14 protein-coding genes and 3 tRNA genes are annotated in these 24,032 nt (G+C 72.6%); 12 read left to right on the forward strand and 5 right to left on the reverse strand.

Features of this window, described 5'->3' with window-relative positions; genetic code table 11:
• Window positions 1-55: 55 nt before the first annotated feature.
• The 8 genes from ACIOC1_RS28675 (at window position 56) to ACIOC1_RS28710 (ending at window position 10,498) form a co-directional block, all read left to right on the forward strand.
• Window positions 56-1,336, forward strand: a complete 1,281-nt coding sequence (locus tag ACIOC1_RS28675; protein ID WP_355343301.1) for an AAA domain-containing protein — start codon at window positions 56-58, stop codon at window positions 1,334-1,336.
• Window positions 1,337-1,417: 81 nt separating this feature from the next.
• Entirely contained in the window at window positions 1,418-1,795 is a 378-nt protein-coding gene (locus tag ACIOC1_RS28680; RefSeq protein WP_355343241.1) for a hypothetical protein, read from the forward strand.
• A gap of 246 nt (window positions 1,796-2,041) precedes the next feature.
• On the forward strand, window positions 2,042-2,650 hold the full coding sequence (locus ACIOC1_RS28685; protein WP_391047021.1) for a bifunctional DNA primase/polymerase: 609 nt from the start codon (window positions 2,042-2,044) through the stop codon (window positions 2,648-2,650).
• Between the two features lie 55 nt (window positions 2,651-2,705).
• Window positions 2,706-2,779: transfer RNA gene (locus ACIOC1_RS28690), tRNA-Lys, on the forward strand.
• A 44-nt stretch (window positions 2,780-2,823) separates the two neighbouring features.
• Complete coding sequence (locus tag ACIOC1_RS28695; RefSeq protein ID WP_391047024.1) at window positions 2,824-5,436, forward strand: phosphatidylglycerol lysyltransferase domain-containing protein; 2,613 nt, start codon at window positions 2,824-2,826, stop codon at window positions 5,434-5,436.
• Window positions 5,437-5,522: 86 nt separating this feature from the next.
• Window positions 5,523-8,816, forward strand: a complete 3,294-nt coding sequence (gene lysX, locus ACIOC1_RS28700) for a bifunctional lysylphosphatidylglycerol synthetase/lysine--tRNA ligase LysX (protein WP_391047027.1) — start codon at window positions 5,523-5,525, stop codon at window positions 8,814-8,816.
• Window positions 8,817-8,946: 130 nt separating this feature from the next.
• Complete coding sequence (locus ACIOC1_RS28705) at window positions 8,947-9,999, forward strand: polysaccharide deacetylase family protein (protein WP_391047029.1); 1,053 nt, start codon at window positions 8,947-8,949, stop codon at window positions 9,997-9,999.
• 70 nt (window positions 10,000-10,069) lie between these two features.
• Window positions 10,070-10,498, forward strand: coding sequence for an OsmC family protein (locus ACIOC1_RS28710; RefSeq protein ID WP_355343227.1), 429 nt, complete (start codon window positions 10,070-10,072; stop codon window positions 10,496-10,498).
• A 20-nt stretch (window positions 10,499-10,518) separates the two neighbouring features.
• Here the strand turns inward: ACIOC1_RS28710 and ACIOC1_RS28715 are convergent, their stop codons facing one another.
• Window positions 10,519-11,817 (reverse strand): M6 family metalloprotease domain-containing protein, encoded by a 1,299-nt coding sequence (locus ACIOC1_RS28715; protein WP_355343224.1) that lies wholly within the window; start codon window positions 11,815-11,817, stop codon window positions 10,519-10,521.
• Between the two features lie 4 nt (window positions 11,818-11,821).
• Window positions 11,822-13,165 (reverse strand): M6 family metalloprotease domain-containing protein, encoded by a 1,344-nt coding sequence (locus ACIOC1_RS28720; protein ID WP_391047032.1) that lies wholly within the window; start codon window positions 13,163-13,165, stop codon window positions 11,822-11,824.
• Window positions 13,166-13,417: 252 nt separating this feature from the next.
• Here ACIOC1_RS28720 and ACIOC1_RS28725 point away from each other — a divergent pair, with 252 nt between their 5' ends.
• Window positions 13,418-15,241 carry an EAL domain-containing protein gene (locus tag ACIOC1_RS28725; protein WP_391047035.1) on the forward strand — a complete coding sequence of 608 codons (1,824 nt, stop codon included), beginning with the start codon at window positions 13,418-13,420 and terminating at the stop codon, window positions 15,239-15,241.
• 124 nt (window positions 15,242-15,365) lie between these two features.
• Here the strand turns inward: ACIOC1_RS28725 and ACIOC1_RS28730 are convergent, their stop codons facing one another.
• Both ACIOC1_RS28730 and ACIOC1_RS28735 read right to left on the reverse strand, forming a co-directional pair.
• Window positions 15,366-17,114 carry a glycosyl hydrolase family 18 protein gene (locus ACIOC1_RS28730; RefSeq protein ID WP_355343298.1) on the reverse strand — a complete coding sequence of 583 codons (1,749 nt, stop codon included), beginning with the start codon at window positions 17,112-17,114 and terminating at the stop codon, window positions 15,366-15,368.
• A 270-nt stretch (window positions 17,115-17,384) separates the two neighbouring features.
• The gene (locus tag ACIOC1_RS28735; RefSeq protein ID WP_401856841.1) at window positions 17,385-18,668 is read right to left on the reverse strand and encodes an LLM class flavin-dependent oxidoreductase; all 1,284 of its coding nucleotides are present in this window, start codon (window positions 18,666-18,668) and stop codon (window positions 17,385-17,387) included.
• A 299-nt stretch (window positions 18,669-18,967) separates the two neighbouring features.
• On the opposite strand from ACIOC1_RS28735, the gene ACIOC1_RS28740 reads away from it, so the two are divergent.
• Window positions 18,968-19,723 (forward strand): IclR family transcriptional regulator C-terminal domain-containing protein, encoded by a 756-nt coding sequence (locus ACIOC1_RS28740; protein ID WP_355343212.1) that lies wholly within the window; start codon window positions 18,968-18,970, stop codon window positions 19,721-19,723.
• Between the two features lie 130 nt (window positions 19,724-19,853).
• Here the strand turns inward: ACIOC1_RS28740 and ACIOC1_RS28745 are convergent.
• Window positions 19,854-19,927: transfer RNA gene (locus tag ACIOC1_RS28745), tRNA-Lys, on the reverse strand.
• Between the two features lie 127 nt (window positions 19,928-20,054).
• Between ACIOC1_RS28745 and ACIOC1_RS28750 the strand changes: the two genes are divergently transcribed.
• On the forward strand, window positions 20,055-23,801 hold the full coding sequence (locus ACIOC1_RS28750) for a S8 family peptidase (RefSeq protein WP_401856843.1): 3,747 nt from the start codon (window positions 20,055-20,057) through the stop codon (window positions 23,799-23,801).
• Between the two features lie 83 nt (window positions 23,802-23,884).
• A tRNA-Lys gene (locus ACIOC1_RS28755) sits at window positions 23,885-23,958 on the forward strand.
• Window positions 23,959-24,032: the final 74 nt, after the last annotated feature.

Genomic DNA, 24,032 nt, shown 5'->3' on the forward strand with positions numbered 1-24,032 from the left:
GGACAGAAAGGACGGGTTCGACGCGGGCAGGGCCGCCGCCGAGGCGACGGCCGCGATCCTGGAGAGCACGCTGCACGGCACCGCCCGCGGGGTCGTGGTCGACTCGCCGCCCGGCGCGGGCAAGTCGACGCTCGTGGTGCGCGCGGCACGCGAACTGGCGGCGGCGGGCGAGTCGTTGATGATCGTCGCGCAGACCAACGCGCAGGTCGACGACCTCGCGGACCGGCTCGCCACCGCCGAGCCCGACCTGCCGGTGGGCCGGTTGCACGGCGCCGAGTCGCCGCCCGACAAGGCGCTCGACCGGCACCCGGCGCTGATGAAGTCCAGTTCGGTGGCGGATCTGCGGGCCTGCGAGGTGGTGATCGCGACCGCGGCGAAGTGGGCGTACGTGAAGGACACCGAGCCGTGGCGGCACGCCATCGTGGACGAGGCGTACCAGATGCGGTCGGACGCGCTGCTGCAAGTGGCGGGGCTCTTCGAGCGGGCGCTGTTCGTGGGCGACCCGGGGCAGTTGGACCCGTTCAGCGTGGTCGGCGCGGAGCAGTGGGCGGGGCTGAGTTACGACCCGTCGGCGAGCGCGGTGGTGACGCTGCTCGCGCACAATCCGGGGCTGCCGCAGCACCGGCTGCCGGTGTCCTGGCGGCTGCCCGCGTCGGCGGCGCCCCTGGTGTCGCGCGCCTTCTACCCGTACACCCCGTTCAGGAGCGGTACGGACCACGGCGACCGGCGGCTGGTGTTCGGGGTGCCGGGCGACGGCGGCGGGCCCGACCGCGTCCTGGACGAGGCGGCGGCCAGCGGCTGGGGGCTGCTGGAGCTGCCCGCCCGGCACACCCCGCGCACCGACCCTGAGGCGGTACGCGCGGTGGCCGCGGTGGTGCGGCGGCTGCTGGACCGCGGGGGTCTGACGTACTCCGCGCCCGATCCCGGCCCGGCGGCGCTGACCGCGGACCGGATCGCGGTCGGCACCGCGCACCGGGACCAGGCGGCGGCGGTGCGCGCCGCCCTGGCCGACGTCGGCGTCGCCGGGGTCACGGTGGACACCGCGAACCGTCTCCAGGGCCGCGAGTTCGACGTGACCGTGGTGCTGCACCCGCTGTCCGGCCGCCCCGACGCCACGGCGTTCCACCTGGAGACCGGGCGGCTGTGCGTGCTGGCCTCCCGGCACCGGCACGCGTGCATCGTGGTGTGCCGCGCGGGCGTGGCCGAACTCCTCGACGAGCACCCGTCCTCCGAACCGGTCCAGCTCGGTGTCACGGTCAAGTTCCCCGACGGCTGGGAGGCCAACCACGCGGTCCTGGCGCACCTCGCGGAACACCGGGTGAGCTGGCGGCCGTGAGCGCGGTCGCTCACCCGAATGGAGGGGGTCTTGCGTGGGCGCGGGACAATGGTGTGCGTGATCGATTCCGGAGGTAGCCGTATGTCAGAGCCGCAGTCGGCTCAGAACGCGCAGGGCGGTGGGTCGCGGGAGGCGGCGCCGCGGCCCAGGCGGCCCGCGTCGCTGAGCTTCGAGCCTGCCGCGACGGTGGAGGATCCGGAGCACTTCTTCGACCTGGAGTCGATGGACGATCCGGGGCGGATGCTGGCGCGGGCGACGGAGCTGGCGACGGCTTTCCGTACGGCCGCCGACCGGGCCACGGACTTCCAGGCGATAGCCGCCGCGCAGCTCACCGATCCGCGCCGCTTCGACCGGCTGACGTACGCGGGCCTGGCCGAGCGCGCGGGGTGGACCGAGGACTACGCGAAGCGGATGGTCGAGTACGGCGAGGGCCTGATCGCGGGCGGCGGCGCCCCCTAGCGCCTGATCGCGGGCGGCGGCGCCCCCTAGGACGTGTCCGCGGGCGCTTCCGGCTCCCCTGGCGGCTGCCGTGACTGTCACGCCGCCGGGGGCCGCCGCAACCGTGCCCCGCATATGCGTCGCGGCAAGGTACCCCCTCTCCCACCCTCCTGTCCCGAATTCGTCCGATTGCGCCGACCGCGCCGGAAGCGGCCGGTACCTGTAGATGCCATGGACGAATGGCAAGGGACCGGAAGCATCGCGGCCGTGACGCATGCCGTCACCGAGGTCGTCACCGAAGCCCAGCGGCGTCGGCACACGTCGTACGTCACCCCGGAGGGCGCCGAGTGGCTGGCCTCGGCCAGCGCCTTCCCGCGCAGCGTGCGGGCGCTGTGGTCGGCCCGTCCGACGGCGCCGAGCGTGCTGCCGTGCGGTACGGCGTTCGACGTGGTGAACCTGTCGGCGCTGTTCGGCCGCAGACTCCTGGAGCAGTTATGGGCGTCGGGCCCCGGCAGCGGCCCGGTGGCCGTGCACCGCGGCCGGCTGCTGCTGCTCGTCGCGCCCGGTACGGCGCAGCGGCTCCCGTACCTGCTGGACTGGGAGGAGTGGGGCCAGGCGGTGCCGCCGATGCTCTGTCACGGCAGCGGCGACGCGGTGACCGTACCGCCGCTGTACGCGCCGCAGGACGGCGCCGAGGCCGGCCAGGACTCCGGTTGCGATCCGGGGGCAGGGCTGTCCCGCTGGCTGGTGGCGCCCGACACCCGGCACCCCTGGCTGCCGGGCGCGGACGTGGTCCTCTGGGCGTGCGTGCGGGCGGCCAGGTCGGCGCCCGCGAAGACCGTTCCCGCCCTGGTCAGCACCCCTGGAACGGCCTGAGTCATATCGATTTCCGCTCCCCGTGGCCGGATGCTAAGGTCTACGACGTCAGCAGGCGCCGCTAGCTCAGTTGGTTAGAGCAGCTGACTCTTAATCAGCGGGTCCGGGGTTCGAGTCCCTGGCGGCGCACAGACGGTCGAAGGCCCCTCGCGGAAGCGGGGGGCCTTCTTCGTATGAACGTCCAGGCATGCGGACGCGCCGTCCGGGTGGCCGACGGCCCGCACCACGACGACCCTGGAGCCATGGTGGACTGGCTGGCCGACGCGTACCGGACGCGGATCGCGGACACCGGCCGTGAGCCGCTCTTCCTGCTGCTGGTCGGACTGATCGGCTCCTTCCTGTTCATCCGGTTCAGCGTGCGGATGATCCGGCGCGGGGTGAAGTGGTGGCCGGGCAATGTGCAGCCCGGCGGCCTGCACATCCACCATGTGGTGTTCGGCCAGGCGATGATGCTGATCGGCGGCATCGGGTCGTTCGCCGTACGCGGCGGCCCGGCGGTGCACGACGTGCTCGCGCTGGTCTTCGGGATCGGCTGCGGCCTGGTGCTGGACGAGTTCGCGCTGGTGCTGCACCTGAAGGACGTCTACTGGAGCGAGCAGGGCCGCCAGTCGGTCGACGCGGTGATCCTCGCGGTGTCGGTGATCGGGCTGCTGCTGATCGGCCAGGCCCCGCTGGGCGGATTCGCCGTCGGGGAGTCGTACCAGCAGTATCTGAGCGCCGGGGTGCTGATCGGCTTCGTGGTGGTGTGCCTGTCCAAGGGCAAGGTCTGGACGGGGCTGCTCGGGGTGATGGTGCCGGTGCTGGCGATCGTCGGCGCGCTGCGGCTGGCCCGCCCGGCCAGTCCGTGGGCGCGCTGGCGGTACACCTCCCGGCCGCGCCGGATGGCCAGGGCCGAGCGGCGCGAGGACCGGATCCACCGGCGGATGGTCGCGATGAAGACGGCCATGATGGACGCGGTGGCGGGCGCGCCGCTGCCGTCGACGACGCCCGCGCGCAAGCCCGCGCGGCGGCCGACGATCGTGGAGCTGCCGCCGTCCAGGATCGAGACGCTGCTGGCCCGCGTGCTGCGGCCGTTGCGGCAGCCGGGTGCGGCCTTCACCGTCTGGTATCTGCGGGTGGTGTGCGCGGTCAACGCGGTGACCGGGGTGATCGCGCCGTTCCGCGACCGGGTGCGGGCCGCCTCGAACGGCGAGTTCTTCACCGCCTTCCTGGTCAGCCCCGGTTTCACCGGCGCGGTGCTCGCGCTGGTGCTGTCGGTGAGCCTGCGCCGCCGCAAGCGGGCCGCCTGGATCGTCACGACCGTGCTGACCGGCGGATACACACTGCTGTGCCTGGCGGGTGTGGCGGCGCTGCCGGTGACGCGCGGGCATCCGTTCAACTGGGTGTCGCTGGGGGTGACCGGGCTGGTGCTGTTCGCGCTGCTGGTGTCCAGGACGGTGTTCAACGTGCGCGGCGAGCGGGGCAATGTGGCGCTGGGGCTGACGACCTTCGTCGTCGGCGGCGCGGTGGCGATCGGCCTCGGCACACTGCTGGTGCACGCGACGGACGAGCTGCCGCCGCGCCAGTGGGGGGCCAGTACGCGGTACACGCTGGTGCGGGTGCTGACGGTGTCCGGTCTCTTCGACCTGCCCGAGATCCGGGTGCCCGGCTGGACGGACCTGGCGATCAACGTCCTGAGCGTCGCGCTGATGCTGCTCATCCTGCTCGCCTTCTTCCGCTCGCCGCGCGGCCGGGACCGGCTGCTGCCCGCAGACGAGCGGCGGCTGCGGGCGCTGCTGCGGGTGTACGGGCGGCGCGACTCGCTCGGCTACTTCGCGCTGCGCCGCGACAAGGCGGTGTCCTGGACCCCGGAGCGGGACGCGGCCGTCCTCTACCGCGTGGTGAACGGGGTCGCGCTCGCCTCCGGTGACCTCGTCGGCGACCGGGCGGCCTGGCCGCGGGCCGTCGACCACTGGCTGGACACGGCGCGGCGGCACGCCTGGGTCCCGGCCGTCACCAGCGCGGGGCCCGCGGCGGCCGTGGTGTACGAGGCGGCCGGTTTCCGCGCGCTGCCGTCCGGTGACGAGGCGGTGGTGGAGGCGGCCTCCTTCGCCGCCGTCTTCGCCGATACGGGCTCCGCCGAGCTGAGCGCGCTGCGGCAGGCGCACGGGGTGCTCGGCGGCGCGGGCTACTCGGTGGTGCTGCGCAGGCACCGGGAGATCGCCCCGGACGAACTGCGGCGGCTGGCGCATCTGGCCGACAGGTGGCGGCGGCACCCCGCCGAGCGCGGCTTCTCCGTGGCGCTCGGGCGGCTCGGTGACGCGGCCGACGGGGACTGTCTCCTGGCGGAGTGCCTCGATCCGCACGGGCGGACCTGCGCGATGGTCACGTTCGTGCCCTGGGGGCCCGACGGGCTCACCCTCGACCTCATCCGGCGCGACCGGGAGTCCGGGCGGGCCCCGGTGGATTTCCTCCTCACCGAGGTGCTGCTGCGCGCCGCCGCCGGTAGGGCTCCGCTGGGCGCGGTCACCCGCGTGTCCCTCAACTTCACCGCCTTCCGCGGCGCCCTGTCCTCGCGGCTGCGCCGCGCCCCGCTGCGGCTTCTCGCCCGCCTCGGGCAGGTCGCCGCCCGCGAGCGGGGCTACGCGGCGTTCGCGCCGCGCTGGCAGGCCCGCTATGTGCTCTTCGAGCGGAGAGCCGACCTTCCGCGGGTGGCTGCCGCCAATGCCATCGCCGAGGGGTTCCTGACCGGACCCCGTCTCCGCCACCGCGGCACCCTCCTCACCCCTGAGGACGGTGCTCCCTAGCCCGGAGCCGTACGCCTGGGGAGGCGCGTCACGCCGGGTTGGGGAAAGCTGAAGGCGCCAGGTGCGTGGGAGGAGAGGCGGAGCCGATGCCCGGGAAGGTGGCGTGGGGGCGGGTGGCGCCCAGAATTCCGGGCTGGTTCGGAGAATTCTTCGGGATTCTGGCCCTGTTCTGCGCCACCCTGGCCGTCGTCTCCCCGTTGCGGCCCCTGCTGGACCCGGTGCGCCGGTGGGTGGAGATCCTGACGGTGCCGGCGTCGCCGAATCTGGCGTACGCGGCGTTCCTGGTGCTGCTGGGCGGCGCGATGGCGGCCCGCAAACGGGTGGCGTACTGGATCGTGGCGGTCTTCCTCGGTCTGACCGTGGTGGCGAATCTGGTGCTGATCGCGGTGCGCGACTGGAGCGCGATCCCGGCGCTGCTGATCACGGGCACGGTGCTGGGCGCGGTGATCGCCGCGCGGGGCGAGTTCTCGGCGCGGGTGCGCAAGGGGGCGTTCTGGCGGGCGCTGCTGGTGCTGGTGTGCGGGCTGGCGATCGGGGTGCTGCTGGGGTGGGGGCTGCTGACGCTGTTCCCGGGGACGCTGGAGGGCGGGAACCGGCTGCGGTGGGCGGTCAACAAGGTGGTCGGCGGGGTGAACGACCTGCCGGACATCGGCAGGCCGCCGTACTGGACGAATTTCTGGCTCGGCCTGTTCGGCGCGGCGGCCCTGCTGTGCGCGGCGGCGGCGCTGTTCAGGTCGCAGCGGATGGAGGCGGCGCTGCGGGGGGACGACGAGGACCGTATCCGCGCGCTGCTGGCGCGGTACGGGGACAAGGACTCGTTGGGCTACTTCGCGACGCGGCGCGACAAGTCGGTGGTGTTCTCGCCGAGCGGCAAGTCCGCGGTGACGTTCCGGGTGGAGGTGGGGGTCTGTCTGGCCAGCGGTGACCCGCTGGGCGACCCGGAGGCGTGGGGTCCGGCGATCGACGCGTGGCTGGCGCACGCGGGGGCGTACGGCTGGGTGCCGGCGGTGATGGGCGCGGGCGAGGAGGGCGCGAAGGCGTACGCGCGGGCGGGGCTCGGCGCGCTGGAGCTGGGCGACGAGGCGATTCTCGACGTGACGGACTTCGACCTGGCGGGCCGCGAGATGCGCGGTATCCGGCAGGCGGTGCACCGGGTGCGGCGGACCGGGGCGACCACCCGCATCCGGCGGCACCACGACCTGTCGCCCGAGGAGCTGCGGGAGGTCGAACGGCTGGCGGACGCCTGGCGGGACACCGACACCGAGCGCGGCTTCTCGATGGCGCTGGGGCGGCTCGGCGACCCGGCGGACGGCGAGTGCCTGCTGGTGGAGGCGCTGGACGACAAGGGGCGGGTGACCGCGCTGCTGTCGTTCGTGCCGTGGGGGCACGACGGGGTGTCGCTCGACGTGATGCGGCGGGACCGTACGGCGCCCAACGGGATCATGGAGTTCATGGTCACCGAGCTGGCCGCGGGCGCGGGCGCGCTGGGTGTCCGGCGGGTCTCGCTGAACTTCGCGGTGTTCAGGTCCGCTTTCGAGGAGGGCGCCCGGATCGGCGCGGGGCCCGTCCTGCGGATGTGGCGGCGGCTGTTGCTGTTCTTCTCCCGCTGGTGGCAGCTTGAGGCGATGTACCGCTCGAACGTGAAGTACCAGCCGCACTGGTACCCGCGGTACCTGTGTTACGCCGACGGCAAGGACATGGCCAGGATCGGCCTGGCCTCGGGCATCGCCGAGGGTTTCGTGGAACTCCCGAGCCTGCGCTTCCGGCGCCGCCGCCGGTCCGCGGCGGGCGGTACGGGAGCGGGGGCGGTGGGCGGTACGGCGGTGGCCGGTGCGACGGCGGCCGTGGTGGGCGGTACGGCGGCGGGGATGACGACGGCGAGCGTGACGGCCGCCGCGGCCGAGCGCGGCCGTCACGCCCCCGCGGACCCGCACGGCCCCGCCGAGCAGGTCCGTGTGCGCCTGGCCAAGGTCGAGGGAATGCGGCGCGACGGCGTCGACCCGTATCCGGTGAGCGCGGGGCCGACGCACACGCTGGCGGTGGCGCGTACGGCGGGGGCGGGCAGCGCGGTGGCGCTCGCGGGCCGGGTGCTGCGGGTGCGCGACCACGGCGGGGTCGTCTTCGTGACGCTGCGGGACTGGTCGGGCGACCTCCAGATCATGCTGACCAGGGATCGTCTCGGACGGGACGGTCTGCGGGAGTTCGAGTCGGGCGTGGACCTCGGCGACCTGCTCCGGGTCGAGGGAGCGATGACGGTCAGCCGCGGCGGTGAGCCGACCGCGGAGGCGTACTCCTGGACGCTGACCGGCAAGTGCCTGCACCCGCTGCCGGACAAGCGGCGCGGCCTGACCGACCCGGAGGCGCGGGTGCGGCAGCGCTATCTGGCGCTGGTGGTCTCCCCCGAGGCGCGTTCCCTGCTCACCGCCCGCAGCGCGGCCGTCGGCGCGGTCCGTACGACGCTGGCCGACCGCGGCTTCCTGGAGGTCGAGACGCCGATGCTCCAGCCGGTGCACGGCGGCGCGAACGCCCGCCCGTTCACCACGCACATCAACGCCTACGACCTCGACCTGTATCTGCGGATCGCGCCCGAGCTGTATCTGAAGCGGCTGTGCGTCGGCGGGGTGGAGCGGGTCTTCGAGCTGGGCAGGACCTTCCGCAACGAGGGTGTGTCGTACAAGCACAACCCCGAGTTCACGATGCTGGAGGCGTATCAGGCGTTCGCGGACTACGACGTGATGCTCGATCTGGCGCGGGAGCTGATCCAGGCGGCGGCCGTCGCGGCGAACGGCGGGCAGACGGCCCGGCGGCCGGACGGCGCGGAGGTCGACCTGTCGGGGCGGTGGCCGGTGCGGACGGTGTTCGGGGCGATCTCGCTGGCGCTGGGCGAGGAGGTCGACGCGGGGACGCCGCTGGCGCGGCTGCGCGCGCTGTGCGACCGGGCGGGGGTGCCGTACGGCCCGGAGGACGGCCCGGCCGACGTGGCGCTGGAGATGTACGAGCGGCTGGTGGAGGAGCGCACCACCACGCCGTGCTTCTACAAGGACTTCCCGGCCGAGGTCTCGCCGCTGACCAGGCAGCACCGCACCGATCCGCGGCTGGCCGAGCGCTGGGACCTGGTGGCGTACGGCACGGAGCTGGGCACGGCGTACACCGAGCTGACCGATCCGGTGGAGCAGCGGGCCCGGCTGACCCGGCAGTCGCTGCTGGCGGCGGGCGGCGACCCGGAGGCGATGGAGCTGGACGAGGACTTCCTGACGGCGCTGGAGTACGCGATGCCGCCGACCGGCGGGCTGGGGATCGGGGTGGACCGGCTGGTGATGTTCCTCACGGGCCGGACGATCCGTGAGACGCTGCCTTTCCCGTTGGTACGTCGCCGCTGACCGTGCCGCGCGGCGGGTCGCGGGGGGGTGCGCGGCCGGATTCGCGGGGGCGCGGGGCGGGTTCCCCGGGGCCGGGCGCGGGGCGGGGGGCCTTGCATCACCCGTTCGGAGCATGTTTACGGTGGTCCGCATGACGTACAAAACCGGACGATCTGGGATGTTGAGCCGCACGGCCGTACGGCGGACCGCCGCCGCGGTGGCCACCGCGGCGCTCGCCGGGACCGCGCTCGCGGCGTGCGGCACACAGCACGGCGGGGCCGCGGCGAGCGGGGCGGACGACGCGCGGGCCTCCTCGCGCGCGCCGTCCTCGACCGCGTCGGGTGAGGCGTCCGGCCCGGCCGCGGGCATCCCGTCCCAGCGGACCTCTCCGCCGGGCGATCCGTCCGGCTCGCAGCCGTCCGGACCGGGTCCCGCGCAGAACGGTCCCGCACCGACCGATCCGTCGCGGACGGGTCCCGTGCCCACCGATCCGTCCGGGACCGTCCCGTCGCAGACGGTCCCCGGGCAGCCGACCGGGCCCCTGGAGCCCTCGGCCGGTCCCGCCGACCCCTCGGGGAGCCCCGCCACCGGCGCCCCGGCCGGCGAGTCGATCCAGCACTCCACCGAGGACGGCGGCAGGTCCGTCGCGCTGACCTTCGACGACGGCCCCGACCCGCGCTGGACCCCGCAGGTCCTGGCTCTGCTGGCCGCGCACCACGCGAAGGCGACCTTCTGCGAGATCGGCCCCAACGCCGCCGCCCACCCCGACCTGGTCCGGCAGATCACCACGGCGGGCCACCGGCTGTGCGACCACTCCGTGCACCACAACGAGCGGCAGAGCAGCAGGTCCGCGGCGTACAACACGCACGAGATAGTCGACGCGCAGCGCGAGATAACCAAAGCCGCGGGCGCCGGCGCGAAGCTCTGGTACTACCGGGCGCCCGGCGGCGACTTCACCCCGACGATCCGTCACATCGCCGCCGGCCACGGGCTGCGCCCGCTGGGCTGGACGGTGGACTCCCGCGACTGGGAGCGGCCCGGCACCGCCAAGGTGCTGGCGAACATCGACCGTCAACTGCGCCCCGGCTCCATCGTGCTGATGCACGACGGCGGCGGCGACCGCGCCCAGACGGTGCGGGCGCTGTCGCGGCTGCTGGACAGGCTCGACGCGCAGGGCTGGACATACAGCTTCCCCGCGCGCTGATCGTGGCGCGCGCGAGGTAGCGTTCAGGAGGCGTTCCCGCCATCCGTCGGTACCTCTTGGAGGCTTCACCATGGCAACCACCCGCACCGCGACGACCCAGTGGAAGGGCCCGCTGATGGGCGGCGCCGGGACCGTCTCGCTCGACACCTCGGGCGTCGGCTCGTACGACGTGACGTGGGCCTCCCGCGCGGAGGAGGCGAACGGCAAGACCAGCCCCGAGGAGCTGATCGCCGCGGCCCACTCCTCCTGCTTCTCGATGGCGCTCTCGCACGGTCTGGCGGGCGCGGGCACCCCGCCCGAGTCGGTGCAGACGCAGGCCGACGTGACCTTCCAGCCGGGTGAGGGCATCACCGGCATCGTCTTGACGGTGAAGGCGCGTGTCCCCGGCATCTCCGCCGGTGACTTCGAGGCGGCGGCGCAGGGCGCCAAGGAGAACTGCCCGGTCAGCAAGGCGCTCGCGGGCACGACGATCACGCTCAACGCCGAACTGCTGGACTGAGCACGGTCTCTGACGCCTGATCAGCGGCGGGTGACGTGGATCTTCCACGCGCCCGCCGCTGTCCTTCCCAGCACCTTGAAGGTCAGCCCGGACGCCTTGTCGGTGGAGCCCTCGCCGACGCTGAAGGGCGCGTCGTTCAGGGAGTTGAAGGCGCCGCTGCTGAAGTCGCAGGCGGAGGTGCGGGGATGGGCGTCCACGACGGTCACCGGGCCCTTGCCCGAGTCGACGTCGGTGCGGACCCGGTAGGCGAGCACACCCGCGCGGCACGCGTCCTTGTCGTTGCCGAGCTGCTGCCTGGCCTCCAGGACGAAGACCCCGGTGCGGCTGTACGGGATCACGACGGCTTTGCGTCCGCCGGGGATCTCGACGGCGCCGAGTTCGTAGGTCGTGTCGGTGCGGCCGGTGACGCAGGCGATCTGGCTGTCGTCGAGCCAGCCGAGCTTCCACTTGTGCCAGGCGAACAGGTCGCCCTGCAGTCCCCAGTCGAGGGACATGCTGTCCCACTGCCCGGCGAGTGTGTCGGTGCGCGGGAAGTCGTCGGCGGCGTAGAGGTCGGGCAGGCCGAGCGCGTGGCCGTTCTCGTGGCTGAGGACGCGCGGGCCCGACTGGTCGTGGCCGTAGATGAGGGAGACCTTGTCGAGGTGGGCGCCGTCGTCGGTGGTCGCGGCGGACGCGCCGGTCCAGGTGACCGAGAGCACCGCCTCGTCGGCGGGCGGCCCCGCGTTGGGGGTGACGAGGATGTTGACCAGGTCGTAGCCGCGGAAGTCGATGGAGTGGTCGGCGACCTTGAGCAGGTCGCGCATCATCTCGGTGTGGGCGTCCCAGCCGTAGCCGCGGCCGATCCCGTACGCGCTGAAGGGCCGCGGCATCCGTATGTAGCGCAGCACCGGCGTGGACTCGTAGTCGAGGCGGCCGTACGAGCTGACGGCGTACCACTTCTTGACCGCGGGGAAGAACTCGCCGTAGCGGTCGGCGGCGCTGTACTGGGCGGGCGCGTCGGGGAAGTCGATCAGCAGGGTCAGGGCGTGCAGGGTGCCGGTGGAGGGGGCGAATTCGGCGTTGGGGCCGCGGCTGGAGCTGTCGGGGAAGCCCTCGGACATGGCGACGCCGGGGACGGCCCGCAGGGCGCAGGGCCGGGCGGCGGGCGGCGGCGAGGCGTTGAGCGCGGGGGTGCGCGGGCCCGCGGAGACGGTGCTGCCGACGGCGAGCAGCCCGAGCGCGAAGAGCGCGGTGCAGCGCAGTCCGGTCCGGGTCAGCCGGCGCGGCCCCGACCCCGTCGTGGCCGGGCGGCGCGGTCCAGACCCCTTGGTGGAGGCCATGGCGTTAGCTCCTGTGGCCGGTGTCGTCGCCGACGGGCGACCCCTCGACGATCTTGACCGTCCAGGTGCCGTCCGAATTGTGGGCGGAGACCGTCACGCGGGTGGAGCCGTCGGGTACGGCGTAGGACTCCCCCACGCCCAGCGGCGCGTCGGCCAGCGGCGGGTAGACGGAGGTGGCCCGGCACGCGGAGGTGTGGGGGTGGCCGTCGATCACCGCGATGGGTCCGTCGCCCGACTCGATGTCGGAGCGCACCTTGTAGAGCAGGATGCCCTGGCGGCAGGCGGCGTGGTCGTTGCCGGTGGCGGTGCGCGCCTCGATGGCGAGGGCGGTGTCGGGCCCGGTGCGTACGACGATCAGCTTGGTGCCGCCGGGGGTCTCGTCGGGGCTGAGGTCCTGGTAGGTGGTGCCCGCGCGGGTGACGCAGCCGACCTGGTCGGAGGTGATCCAGCCGAGCTTCCACTTGTGCCAGGCGAAGGGGTCGGGCGCGAGGCCGAACTGGCTGCCCATCAGGTCCCAGTCGCCGACGTGGGTGTCCCAGTCGGCGTTGCTGCCCGCGGGCGGCCGGTAGTACAGGTCGGGCAGGTCGAAGACGTGGCCGGTCTCGTGGGCGAGCACGTTGCGGTCCGGCGGGTGCCGTTCGAAGACGGTGACGAGCCGGCGCAGCGGGGTGCCGTCGACGGTGATCGGGGTGGAGAGGTTGACGACCTTGGTGGCGTCGGAGTCGACGCCGGGCGCGTCGGGGTCGGCGACGAGGTAGACGACGTCGTAGCCGTGGAAGTCGACCACCGGGTCGGCGGCGGCGATGGCGTCGCGCAGGTAGGCGGTGCGGTCGGCGGCGTTCCAGTCGCGGCTGATCGCGTAGTCGGTGGCCGGGCGCGGCATGCGCAGCCAGCGGGTGACGGGGTGGACGCCGAGGTCGAAGCGGCCGTACGAGGCGCGGTCGAAGAAGCGGGTGGTGGCCGGGAAGTGGTCGGCGGCGACCTGCTGGGTGGTGAGGTCGGGCGCGGTGCCGGGGAAGTCGAGGAAGACCATGAGGGCCTTCATGTGGCCGGTCGGCCGGGTGTAGCCGCTCTCCCAGGTGTCGACGCCCTCGGAGTGGTGGGCGCCGGTGCGCGGCAGGAGGCAGGCGCTGCCGACGGCGGCGGACGCGGCGGGGCCGGTCGTCAGCGTCCAGGCGACCACGGCGCTGAAGACGCTGAGCGCCGCCGCGGCGGAGCGCAGGACACGCCGCCGCGCGCGGGGCGGTACGCCTATCGAGACGCCTGAGGAGCCTGACGAGCTGGCTGACCGCCGCACATGGACCTCCGGGGAGGATTCGTGAACCCGTTCGGGACACCTCCCCCACATTGCTATGGAATGTGACGATATGTCCTGTCCGACTGCTCCAGCCGGGCGGTGTGCGGGAGGCGTACGGGCGTCGCACAGCGGTCACTACGGTGCGTAATGTCCCCAGGGATGCGATCACATGAGCGATCCGTTCGGACACGTTCGGTCGATCCGTCAGCACACGTGCGGAGAATCACCACCAGGGCGCTGGAACACCAACTCCGCCAGCCCATATGATCGCGATCGAGACGAGCGCGAAGCGGGGAGCGGGCCATGGGCGGACCCTCGGGCGGCCCAGGTGTCGAGCCCGAAAGCACAGCACAAGTCATCACGCACAGTCACACCTCTGCCCCACACTCCGGCGGCGGCGGGGAACCGCAGCCGGCCGGACGGACGGCGGGGCAGGGAAGTACGGCCGCGCGGCCGGGCGACGCCGACCTGCGCGACTACCGGGCCGCCTTCGCCATCGCCCAGACCGCGATGGCGCTGCTCGCCCCCGACGGCACGGTCCTGGAGGCCAACGGCGCGCTCGGCGCGCTGCTGGGCGCCTCGCCCGAGCGGATGAGCGCCACGGGCGCCGCCGCGCTCCTCGGCCTGAGCGGCGACCGGCACGCCCGCGCCGCCTTCCACGACGTGCTCACCGGCCGCCGCGAACGGCTGCGCTGCACGCGCGGCATCACCCGGCCGGACGGCAGCACCGTGCACGCCGAGATCACGCTCTCGCGCACCGGCGCGCGCCCGCTGCTGCTGTCCGTCGAGGACGTCGGCGAGCGGGACACCCTGCGCGAGGAGCTGCGGCACCTGCGCATGCACGACCCGGTCAGCAGACTGCCCAACCGCGCGCTGTTCTTCGAGCGGCTGTCGGCCGCCGTCGGCGACCACGGCAGCCGGACCGGCCGGATCGGCCTGTGCTATCTGGACCTGGACGGCTTCAAGGCGGTCAACGACACGCTCGGCCACCGCGTCGGCGACGAACTGCTGGCCGCCGTGGGCCGTCGCCTGCTGGCCTGCGCCGAGCCCGGCGGGCACCTGGTGGCGCGGCTCGGCGGCGACGAATTCGCCCTGCTGGTACGGGACTCCACCGGTACAGGGCAGGCGACGGATCTGGCCGAGGCCGTACTGGCCGCGCTCCAGCCGCCGTTCGACGTGGGCGGCCACCGGCTCGCGGTCTCCGCCAGCATCGGCGTGGTCGAACGGGAGGCGGCGGGCACGTCGGCCACCGGTCTGATGCAGGCCGCCGACACCACGCTGTACTGGGCCAAGGCCGACGGCAAGGCGCGCTGGACGCTCTTCGACCCGGAGCGCAACGAGCACCGGATGACCCGTCAGGCCCTGTCCCGTACGCTGCGGCAGGCCGTCGAGCGCGGCGAATTCGTCCTGGACTACCAGCCGTTGGTCGCCCTCGACTCGGGCGAGCTGCGCGGTGTCGAGGCGCTGGTGCGCTGGGAGCACCCGCACTTCGGGCGGCTGGCGCCCAACCGCTTCATCGGTCTCGCCGAGGAGGACGGCTCCATCGTCCAGCTCGGCCGCTGGGTGCTCGCCGAGTCCTGCCGCCAGGCCCGCGCCTGGCAACTGGCCCACCCCGAGGCGCCGTTGGTGGTCAGTGTCAACGTGGCCGTACGCCAGGTCTGGGACTCCGACCTGGTCGCCGACGTCGCCGCGATCCTCGCCGACACCGGTCTGCCGCCGCGGCTGCTCCAGTTGGAACTCACCGAGTCCGCCGTGATGGGCTCCGCCGGCCGCCCCCTCCAGGCGCTGCACGCCCTGGACGAGATGGGCGTACGGATCGCCATCGACGACTTCGGCACCGGTTACTCCAACCTCGCCTACATGAGCCGCCTCCCGGTCTCGGCCCTGAAGCTGGACGGCTCCTTCGTGCAGGGCTTCCGCTCCGCGGAACACCCCAACCCGGCCGACGAGACGATCGTCGAGGCGCTGGTCGAACTGGCCCACCGGCTCGGTCTGACGGTGACGGCGGAGTGCGTGGAGAACGCGGAGCAGGCGGAGCGCCTGCGGCGGATCGGCTGCGACACGGGCCAGGGCTGGCACTACTCGCGCCCCGTGGCGGCGGCGGCGATCTCCGCGCTGCTGGACTGAGGCGGCACGCGCCGCGGGACCGGGGCGGTACGCGCCGCGGGACGGCGGCACGCGGAAGGGGCCCGCGTCCTTGGGGGGAGAAAGGACGCGGGCCCCGGGTCATGCGGTCAGGAGGTGAGCCGCGTCAGCAGGCCCCGAGGTCCTGCCACACGCCCCATTCCCCGGTCGTACCGGGCTCCTCATTGGTGGTCCACCACTTGGCGTTCCACTTGTGGCCCTTCCAGGAGACCTGGTTGCCACCGACGTAGACCGCGGAGGCGGACCAGGACGGCAGGGTGCAGGTGCCGCCCGGCGGGGTGGTCGGAGGCGTGGTGGGCGGGGTCGTCGGCGGCGTCGTGGGGGGCGTCGTCGGCGGGGTGGTGGGAGGCGTGGTCGGCGGGGTGGTCGGCGGCGTGGTGGTCGTGCCGCAGCCGGACGCGGACCCGTTGGTCGCCGTCACGATCTTGTTGAAGAGGGTGGCAGCGGGATCGAGGTCGAGCAGCGAGTACATCATCGAGCCGGCCAGGTTGTGGCAGTGCGCGTAGTCCGCCTTGGCCTGGATCGCCTGGGCGCCGAGGCCGGTCCAGAACTCGGTCCCGTTGTAGAACCAGTTGGCCTGGGTGCTCGGGTCGTAGAACGTCGTGGAGGCGTTGTCCACGAGCCCGGTGAGCTCCTTGTAGTACGCGGTGCCCGCGACCTGGCTGATGCCGCGCGCCGGGGCGGGGCCCGAAGCGGACTGGTACAGGCCGTGGTTGCTGCCCGCGGGTACGCCGGTCCAGCCGCGGTAGTACAGCGGGTAGCCCATGGTGATCTTCGTGGACGGGAAGCCGCCCGCGATGCCGTAGGCCGAATTACCGTTGATCCACGCGTTGATGGCGTGATCGGTGCTGTACTTCTCGGTGCCCGGCGGGATCGCCGTGGACGGGTCGGTCGGCGACTGGTACAGCGGGTCCTGGAGGTTGGTCGGACCGGTCGCGTCCCAGGCTCCGTGCATGTCGTACGTCATGATGTTCGCGTAGTCGAGGTACTGCCCGACCTTGTTGGTCTCGATCTGCGCGATCTTGTCCTGGCCGGCCGGGAGCGCGGCGGTCAGCAGCATCTTCTTGTTGCCGTTGGCCGTGCCGTACGCGTTCAGCTCGGTGCGGAACTCCGCGAGCAGCGCGGTGAAGTTGGCCTTGTCGTTGGGGCTGTAGTGGTTGCCCACGTGGCCGTTGGGCGAGCCGGGGTACTCCCAGTCGATGTCGAAGCCGTCGAAGATCCCGGCACCGCTGCCGGGGCCGCCGTAGCCGCCCTGCACGGGCAGATTGCCCTTGATGAACATGTCGATGCAGGAGCTGACGAACTTCTTCCGGCTGGCGTCCGTGGCCGCCACGTCGGAGAAGTACTTGGAGTAGGTCCAGCCGCCGATCGAGGCGACGATCTTCAGGTTGGGGTGCTTCGCCTTCAGCTTCTTGAGCTGGTTGAAGTTGCCGACGATCGGCTGGTTCCAGGTGTCGGCGACACCGTCCACGCTGATGTCCGCGCCGAACGACTTCTGGTAGTCGGCGAAGGAGTCGCCCGCGCCGTCACCGGCGTTGGGGTTGGACTCGTTCGTGGAGTCCGACGCCTTGGTGGCCTCGAAACAGGTCAGGTTCGAGGGGTCGATGTTCTCGAACGAGTAGTTGAGGATGTCGAGTTTGCCCGCCACCCCCGACGTGTCGAGGTTCTTCGGGTAGTAGGCGTTGCCGTACACGCTCCACTGGTCGTAATAGGCGATCTTCACGCCGCCGCTGCTCGCGGCGGCGGCCGCGGGCTTGGCGGCGGCGGTGGTGTCCGCCTGGGCTGTGCCCACTCCGGCGACGAGCGCGGTGAGCGCTCCGGCGGTGAGGGCGGCGGTCGTGACGGCTGCCACGATCGCTCTCTTCCTGGACTGCACGAGTACCTCCGGGGGGAGAGGGAGGAACAACAGGGGGCTGGTGAATGGATAACCCCTCGTCAAGTGCACGTCAATGGTCTGAACCAGACTTGGACTAGACCAATCCTGCGGAAGGCGACCGGCCGGTAGCGTTCCGCGACAACGGCAAAGCCGCTCGTCAACCGGGTGACAAGCGGCTTTAACGCTGACTTAAGGCTGGTCAGGGGCCGTCGCGCGACGTTGGACCACGCACCGGCCGGAAATGAGTCTTTAACCGGCGGCGACCTCGGAGGAGACACCCGACGGGGCCTCGGCGGAGGCCGTCGCGATGTCCTTCGGGAAGCCGTACGCGTCCGCGATGAGGTCGTAGGAACGCAGCCGGACCGACGGCGTGTGCGCGTTGGCGGTGATCACCAACTCGTCGGCGCCGGTGCGGTCCACGAGCTGGTCGAGTCCGGTACGCACCGTGTCCGGGTCGCCGTGGATGATGTTCGCCAGCCACGAGTCCACGAAGTCCCGTTCCGCCGGGCTGAATTCGTACGCCTCGGCCTCCTGGGGCGTCGGCACCAGGCCGGGGCGTCCGGTACGCAGCCGCAGCATGCTCAGCGCGCCGGAGAGCACCTGGCGGCGCGCCTCGGCCGGGTCGTCGGCGGCCAGCGCGGCGACGCCGATCGAGGCGTAGGGGCGGTCCAGGATCTCCGAGGGCCGGAAGGACTCGCGGTAAAGGGCCAGCGCGGGAACGGTGTTGGCGGCCGAGAAGTGGTGCGCGAAGGAGAACGGCAGGCCGAGCGTGCCCGCCAGTCGCGCGCTGAAGCCGGAGGAGCCCAGCAGCCACACGCTCGGGCGGCCCGCCGACTGGACGCCGCCGGGCGCCGTGCCCTGCACCGGGCCGGGAATGGCGTGAATGCGCGCGTAGCGGTGCCCGTCGGGGAAGTCGTCGTCCAGGAACCGGGTCAACTCCGCGAGCTGCTGCGGGAATTCGTCCGCACCCTCGTGCAGCCGGTCGGTGCGGCGCAGCGCGGCGGCCGTCGCGCCGTCGGTGCCGGGCGCGCGGCCGAGACCGAGGTCGATCCGGCCGGGGGCCAGCGCCTCCAGGGTGCCGAACTGCTCGGCGATCACCAGCGGCGCGTGGTTGGGCAGCATCACCCCGCCGGAGCCGAGCCGCAGCGTGCGGGTGTGGGCGGCGAGGTGGGCGAGGATCACCGCGGGCGAGGAGCTGGCGACGCCCGGCATCGAGTGGTGCTCGGCCACCCACATCCGGTGGTAGCCGCGGGTCTCCGCGGTCCTGGCGATCTCGACGCTGGTGCGCAGCGCGTCGGTGGCGGTGAAGCCGCTGCCGACGGTGGCCAGATCCAGTACGGACAGCGGTACGGGGGCGGTGCCGCGGACCGGGCCGCGGATGCCCCGGCCGCGGAGCGTACCGGTGTCGCCGTCCCGGCCGTCCGTACGGGACCGGCCGTCCGTAGCGGACCGCCCGTCCGTTCGTTCGCCCTGCTGTTCGCCCTGTCGTTCGTCACCCACGGCGGGCGCCTCCTCGATCGTCTCCGTGCCCATGTCTGCCCCACCCCTGCCCGACCGACAACCGGAGCCCGCGTCCGGTTATTCCCGGGCGCGGATTGTACGGTTCCCCCGCCGTTTCCTTTTCGGGTAATGACTTCGGCATATGCCAGGGTGGCCCCGTCCTGCATATACGCTTGAAGAGCCCCGGATAACCGGCCAACCGCCTCTACCTGAAACGGGATTGGGGCTATCGTGGAGACCGGCCCAGCCGCCGGGTCCGGTCGTCTCGGATACCCGTCCGTGACCGGCGGCGACAGCCAGGACGCAAACGGTCATACCTGCAGGGGGCTACCGTGGCGCTTGAACACCGACAGATCGAGCCGGTGTACGCGGTCCAGTACGCGCTGCGCGTGCTCGAATCCGTCGACACCCATCGGCACGGCGTCACCGCCGAACAGTTGGCTCGCGAAATCGGTGTGCCGCTGGACTATCTCTCCCATCTGCTGGCAATGCTGCGCCGCGAGCGTTATCTCGGATTTCTGCCCGGCGGCGGATATGTCATCGGCGAGTCCATGGTGCTCCTCGGCGCCGCCAACCGCGACCACGCCCTCGCGGAGAAGCTCCAGACGGTCCTGGCCGAACTGCGCGACGAGGTGGGCGCGGCCGTGTACTTCAGCCGGTACGACGACGGCGAGGTGCACGTCATCGACTTCGCCGACGGCCCCAACGCGCCGAAGGTCAACGAGTGGGTGGACTTCCGCTCCTCCGCCCACGCCAGCGCGGTCGGCAAGTGCCTGCTCTCGCAGCTCGACCACGACGGCCGGATGGAACACCTCTCGCGGCACCGCCCGGCCCGGCTGACCTCGCGCACCGTCGTGGACGACCGCGTCCTGCTGACCAAGCTCGAACGCCAGCCGACCTCGGTGCCCACCCTCGACCTCCAGGAATACGCGGTCGGCACCGTCTGCGCCGCGATCCCGGTCACCATCGGCAAGACGGTCGCCTGCCTCGCGCTGTCGATGCCGTACGCCCAGGCCCACCGCCTCAAGCCCGCCGTGGACACCCTCCACACCCGCGCGGCCCCGGTCCTGCTCTCCTTCAGCATCTGATCCGCCACGGCACAGGCTCGGCACGACGAAAGCCCGGCACGGCGAAGACCCGGCACGGCGAGCGTTCGGTACGACAAAGGTTCGGTACGACAAAGGCCCCCCGCGTGTACGGAGGGCCTTCGTGGGCATGTGCGCCGCCAGGGACTCGAACCCCGGACCCGCTGATTAAGAGTCAGCTGCTCTAACCAACTGAGCTAGCGGCGCCTGCTGACGTGGGAGATCGTACCCGATGGTCGGGGCCGGGCTCAAAGCGGCGGCGGATTGCCGCCAGGCGGAATCGCGCCACCGCCGATCCGTGCGGTGGCGGGCGTACGGCCGGTAGATCATGTGCATGACTTCGACTCGACGCCGGATCACCGTACCGGCGGGCACCACCGTGCTCGCCCTCGGTACCGCACTCCTGCTGCCCACGGGCCCCGCCGCCGCGGCGACCCCCGCGGCGGCCCCGCGGTCCGCGCCCTCGTCAGCCAACTCCACCCCCTCCGCCACCTCGACCACCGTCACCCTGCTCACCGGCGATGTCGTGCACATCGCCGACGGCCCCGGCAAGCAGGACACCGTCACCGTCGACCGCGCGCCCGGAGCGCGGGGGATCGTACGGATCCAGCAGTACGGCGGTGACACGTACGTCATTCCCGACGAGGCGGAGCCGCTGCTGGCCGCGGGGAAGCTGGACCGGCGGCTGTTCGACGTGTCCGCCCTGGCCGCGATGGGCTACGACGACGCGCACAGCGCCGGACTGCCGCTGATCGCCACCTGGACCGACGCCGCCCGCACGGCACGGTCACAGCCCGCGGCTCCGGCCGGCGCGAGCACCGTACGGACGCTGCCGAGCATCGGCGGCGCGGCCCTGAAGGCCGACAAGAAGCGGTCCCGCGCCTTCTGGACCGGCCTGGCGGGCCCGGCGGGCGACGCCCGTTCGCTCAATGGCGCCACCGGCATCGACAAGCTGTGGCTCGACGGCCGGGTGACGGCCGACCTCAAGGACTCGGTGCCGCAGATCAACGCGCCGCAGGCGTGGGCCGAGGGCTACGACGGCGCGGGCGAGAAGGTCGCCGTCCTGGACACCGGCGTGGACGACACCCACCCCGACCTGAAGGACCGGATCGCCACCGAGCAGAGCTTCGTGCCCGGCCAAACCGTCACCGACGGCAACGGCCACGGCACGCACGTCGCCTCCACCATCGCGGGCAGTGGCGCGGCCTCCGACGGCAGTTACAAGGGCGTCGCGCCGGGCGCGAAGCTGCTGGTCGGCAAGGTGCTCTCGAACGAGGGCGAGGGCCAGGACTCCTGGATCATCGCGGGCATGGAGTGGGCCAAGGCCCAGGGCGCCGATGTGGTGAGCATGAGCCTCGGCTCCCCGATACCCGACGACGGCACCGACCCGATGGCCCAGGCCGTCAACTCCCTGTCGGCGAACGGCGGTCCGCTGTACGTGATCGCCGCGGGCAACTCCTACGGCGCGGGCACCATCGGCGCCCCCGGCTCGGCGCGCGACGCGCTGACCGTGGCCGCCGTCGACAAGTCCGACCAGCGCGCCGACTTCTCCAGCATGGGCCCGCTGAGCGGCGGTTACGGTCTCAAGCCGGACCTGTCGGCGCCCGGCGTCGACATCACGGCGGCGATGCCCGGCGGCGGCTACCAGACGATGTCCGGTACGTCGATGGCCACCCCGCACGTGGCGGGCGCCGCCGCGATCCTCAAGCAGCGGCACCCCGACTGGACCGCGGCGCGGCTCAAGGACGCGCTGATGAGCACGTCCAAGGTGCTCGCCGACTACACGCCGTTCGAGCAGGGCACCGGCCGGGTCGACGTACTGGCCGCGGTCGACTCCCCGGTCCAGGCCACCGGTTCGGTCGACACGGCCGTCTACTCCTGGCCGCACGACGGCGCGGCCCCGGCCACCCGCGTGATCACGTACCGCAACAGCGGCAAGGCCCCGGTCACGCTGGATCTGGCGACGGACACCAAGGACCCGGCGTACACGCTGTCGGCGCCGTCCGTCACCGTCGCCGCGGGCGGCAGCGCGGACGTCACGCTGACGCTCGACCCGGCCGGGGTGCCGTCGGCCACCACCTTCTCCGGCCAGGTGCTGGCCACCGACGCGGCGACCGGACACGTCGTCGCGCACACCGGCTTCGCGCTGGAGAAGGAACAGGAGCTGTACGACTACACGGTCAAGCTGCGCGGCCGGGACGGAAAGCCCGCCGCGGGCACCGTCGTGCTGGCGCAGGAGGGCAACCCCAACCCGTCGCCGGTCGCGGTCGACGGCGAGCGCACGCTGCGGCTGGCGCCCGGCACGTACATGGCGTACGCGGAGATCGACGTGGCAGGCGACGCGCCGGACTCGCTGGGCCTGGCCGTGCTGATCAACCCGGAGACGGTGCTCAGCAAGGACACCACCGTCACGCTCGACGCGAGCAAGGCGCGCAAGGTCAGCGCGGCCGTGCCGGGTCAGCGGACCCAGACGCGGCAGCTCCACGTGGACATCGCCCGCACCTTCGCCGACGGCGAGGTCGTCCGTGACGCGGCGGTCCTGCCGCTGACGTACGACACGCTGTACGCGTCGCCGACGGCCAAGGTCGGCAACGGCACCTTCGACTTCCTGACCCGCTGGCGGCTCGGCGAGCGGCAGGTCGCCGTCACCGGGCGCGGGCAGGACCTGGACACCACCCCGCAGCCCGGCGCCACCGTCACCGACGGCAAGGGCACGCTCCGCGCGGTCTACGCCGGGCAGGGCGGCGCGGCCGGCTACCGGGGTCTGGACGCCAGGGGCAAGGTCGTGGTGGTCGAGCGCTCCGACGCCGTCACGCCGGTCCAGCGGGCCGCGGCGGCGACCGCCGCGGGCGCGAAGCTGCTGATCGTCGTCAACGACGGCCGCGGCAGGCTGCTGGAGTCCTACGCCGACCCCGACAACGGCTACCAGGACACGCCGCTGACCGTAGTCTCCGTCCAGCAGGGCGCGGGCGCGAAGCTCGTCGCCGACGCCAAGGGCGGCAAGCTCTCGCTGAGCGTCGAACAGCGCGAGTACACCCGGGTCGTCTACGACCTGCTCGACCAGCACGACGGCACCATCCCTGACCGCTCCCTGGCCTACACCCCCGACCCCGGGCGCGACCTGGCCAAGGTCACCGCCACCTACAACGGCGACCGCGCCCGCGCGGGCGCCGGCTTCCGCTACGACATCCCCGCCTGGGGCTACGGCATCGGTTTCGCCGAGCAGGAGTCCTACCCGGGCACCCGTACCGAGTACGTCTCGCCCGAGCACGGCGCCGGATTCTGGTACGAGGACCACTCCGTCTACGACGCGGACTACAGCAACCAGCTCCTGGAGGAGCGCGGCGGCAACGACTCGTTCACACCGGGCCGTTCGTACGCGGTCTCCTGGTTCGGCGGGATCTTCCGGCCGCGCCTTGGCTCCGCCTTCTGGGGGCCGAACCGCTCGTCGTACAACGACATCCAGTTCAACATCACGCCGTGGACGGACGGCGGCGCGGGCCACTCGGGCGACATGCCCGCCGACGAGTACGACGGCCGCACCACCTACGCCGCCTACCAGGGCGACACCCTCGTCGCCCAGGGAGTCGGCCGGGCGGGCGGCATCTGGGACCAGCCCGCGAAGAAGCTGCCCTACCGGCTGGTGCTCGACTCGGCGCGGGACGCCAAGGAGTGGCGGACCTCGATCCGTACGCACACCGAGTGGAACTTCGTCTCGGGGCCGCTGCCCGAGGGCGTCGGCCAGGACGACGTCAAGCTGCTCCAGCTCGACTACGACGTGCCCACCGACACCGCGGGCGATGTGCCCGGCGGCCGGCTGATCCCGGTCGGTCTGGGGTCCACCACGCAGGAGTGGCTGGACGGCGCGACGAAGGCGGCCTCGGCGAAGCTGTCGGTCTCCTACGACGACGGCAGGACCTGGCTGCCGACGCTGCTGATCAAGGACCGCAAGGGCCACTGGACGACGCTGATCCGGACTCCGCGCGACCCCGGCGGCTCCGTGTCGCTGAAGGCGAGCGCGTCCGACGGAGCGGGCGGCTCGGTGAGCCAGGAGATCATCAGGGCCTTCGGCCTGAGGTGACCGGCTGACCCACCGGGCGGAGGGGATGGTCGGAGGGGGTGGTCGAGACCACCCCCTCCGACCACGTATGATGGTCCCCGCAAGCGCCGCTAGCTCAGTTGGTTAGAGCAGCTGACTCTTAATCAGCGGGTCCGGGGTTCGAGTCCCTGGCGGCGCACTTGCCCAGAAGGCCCTCCGCGCGAGCGGGGGGCCTTCTCCGTGTGCCCGCCGGTGTGCTCCGCACGGGTGGTC

The sequence above is a fragment of the Streptomyces sp. NPDC088197 genome (assembly GCF_044741185.1).
GTDB lineage: Bacteria > Actinomycetota > Actinomycetes > Streptomycetales > Streptomycetaceae > Actinacidiphila.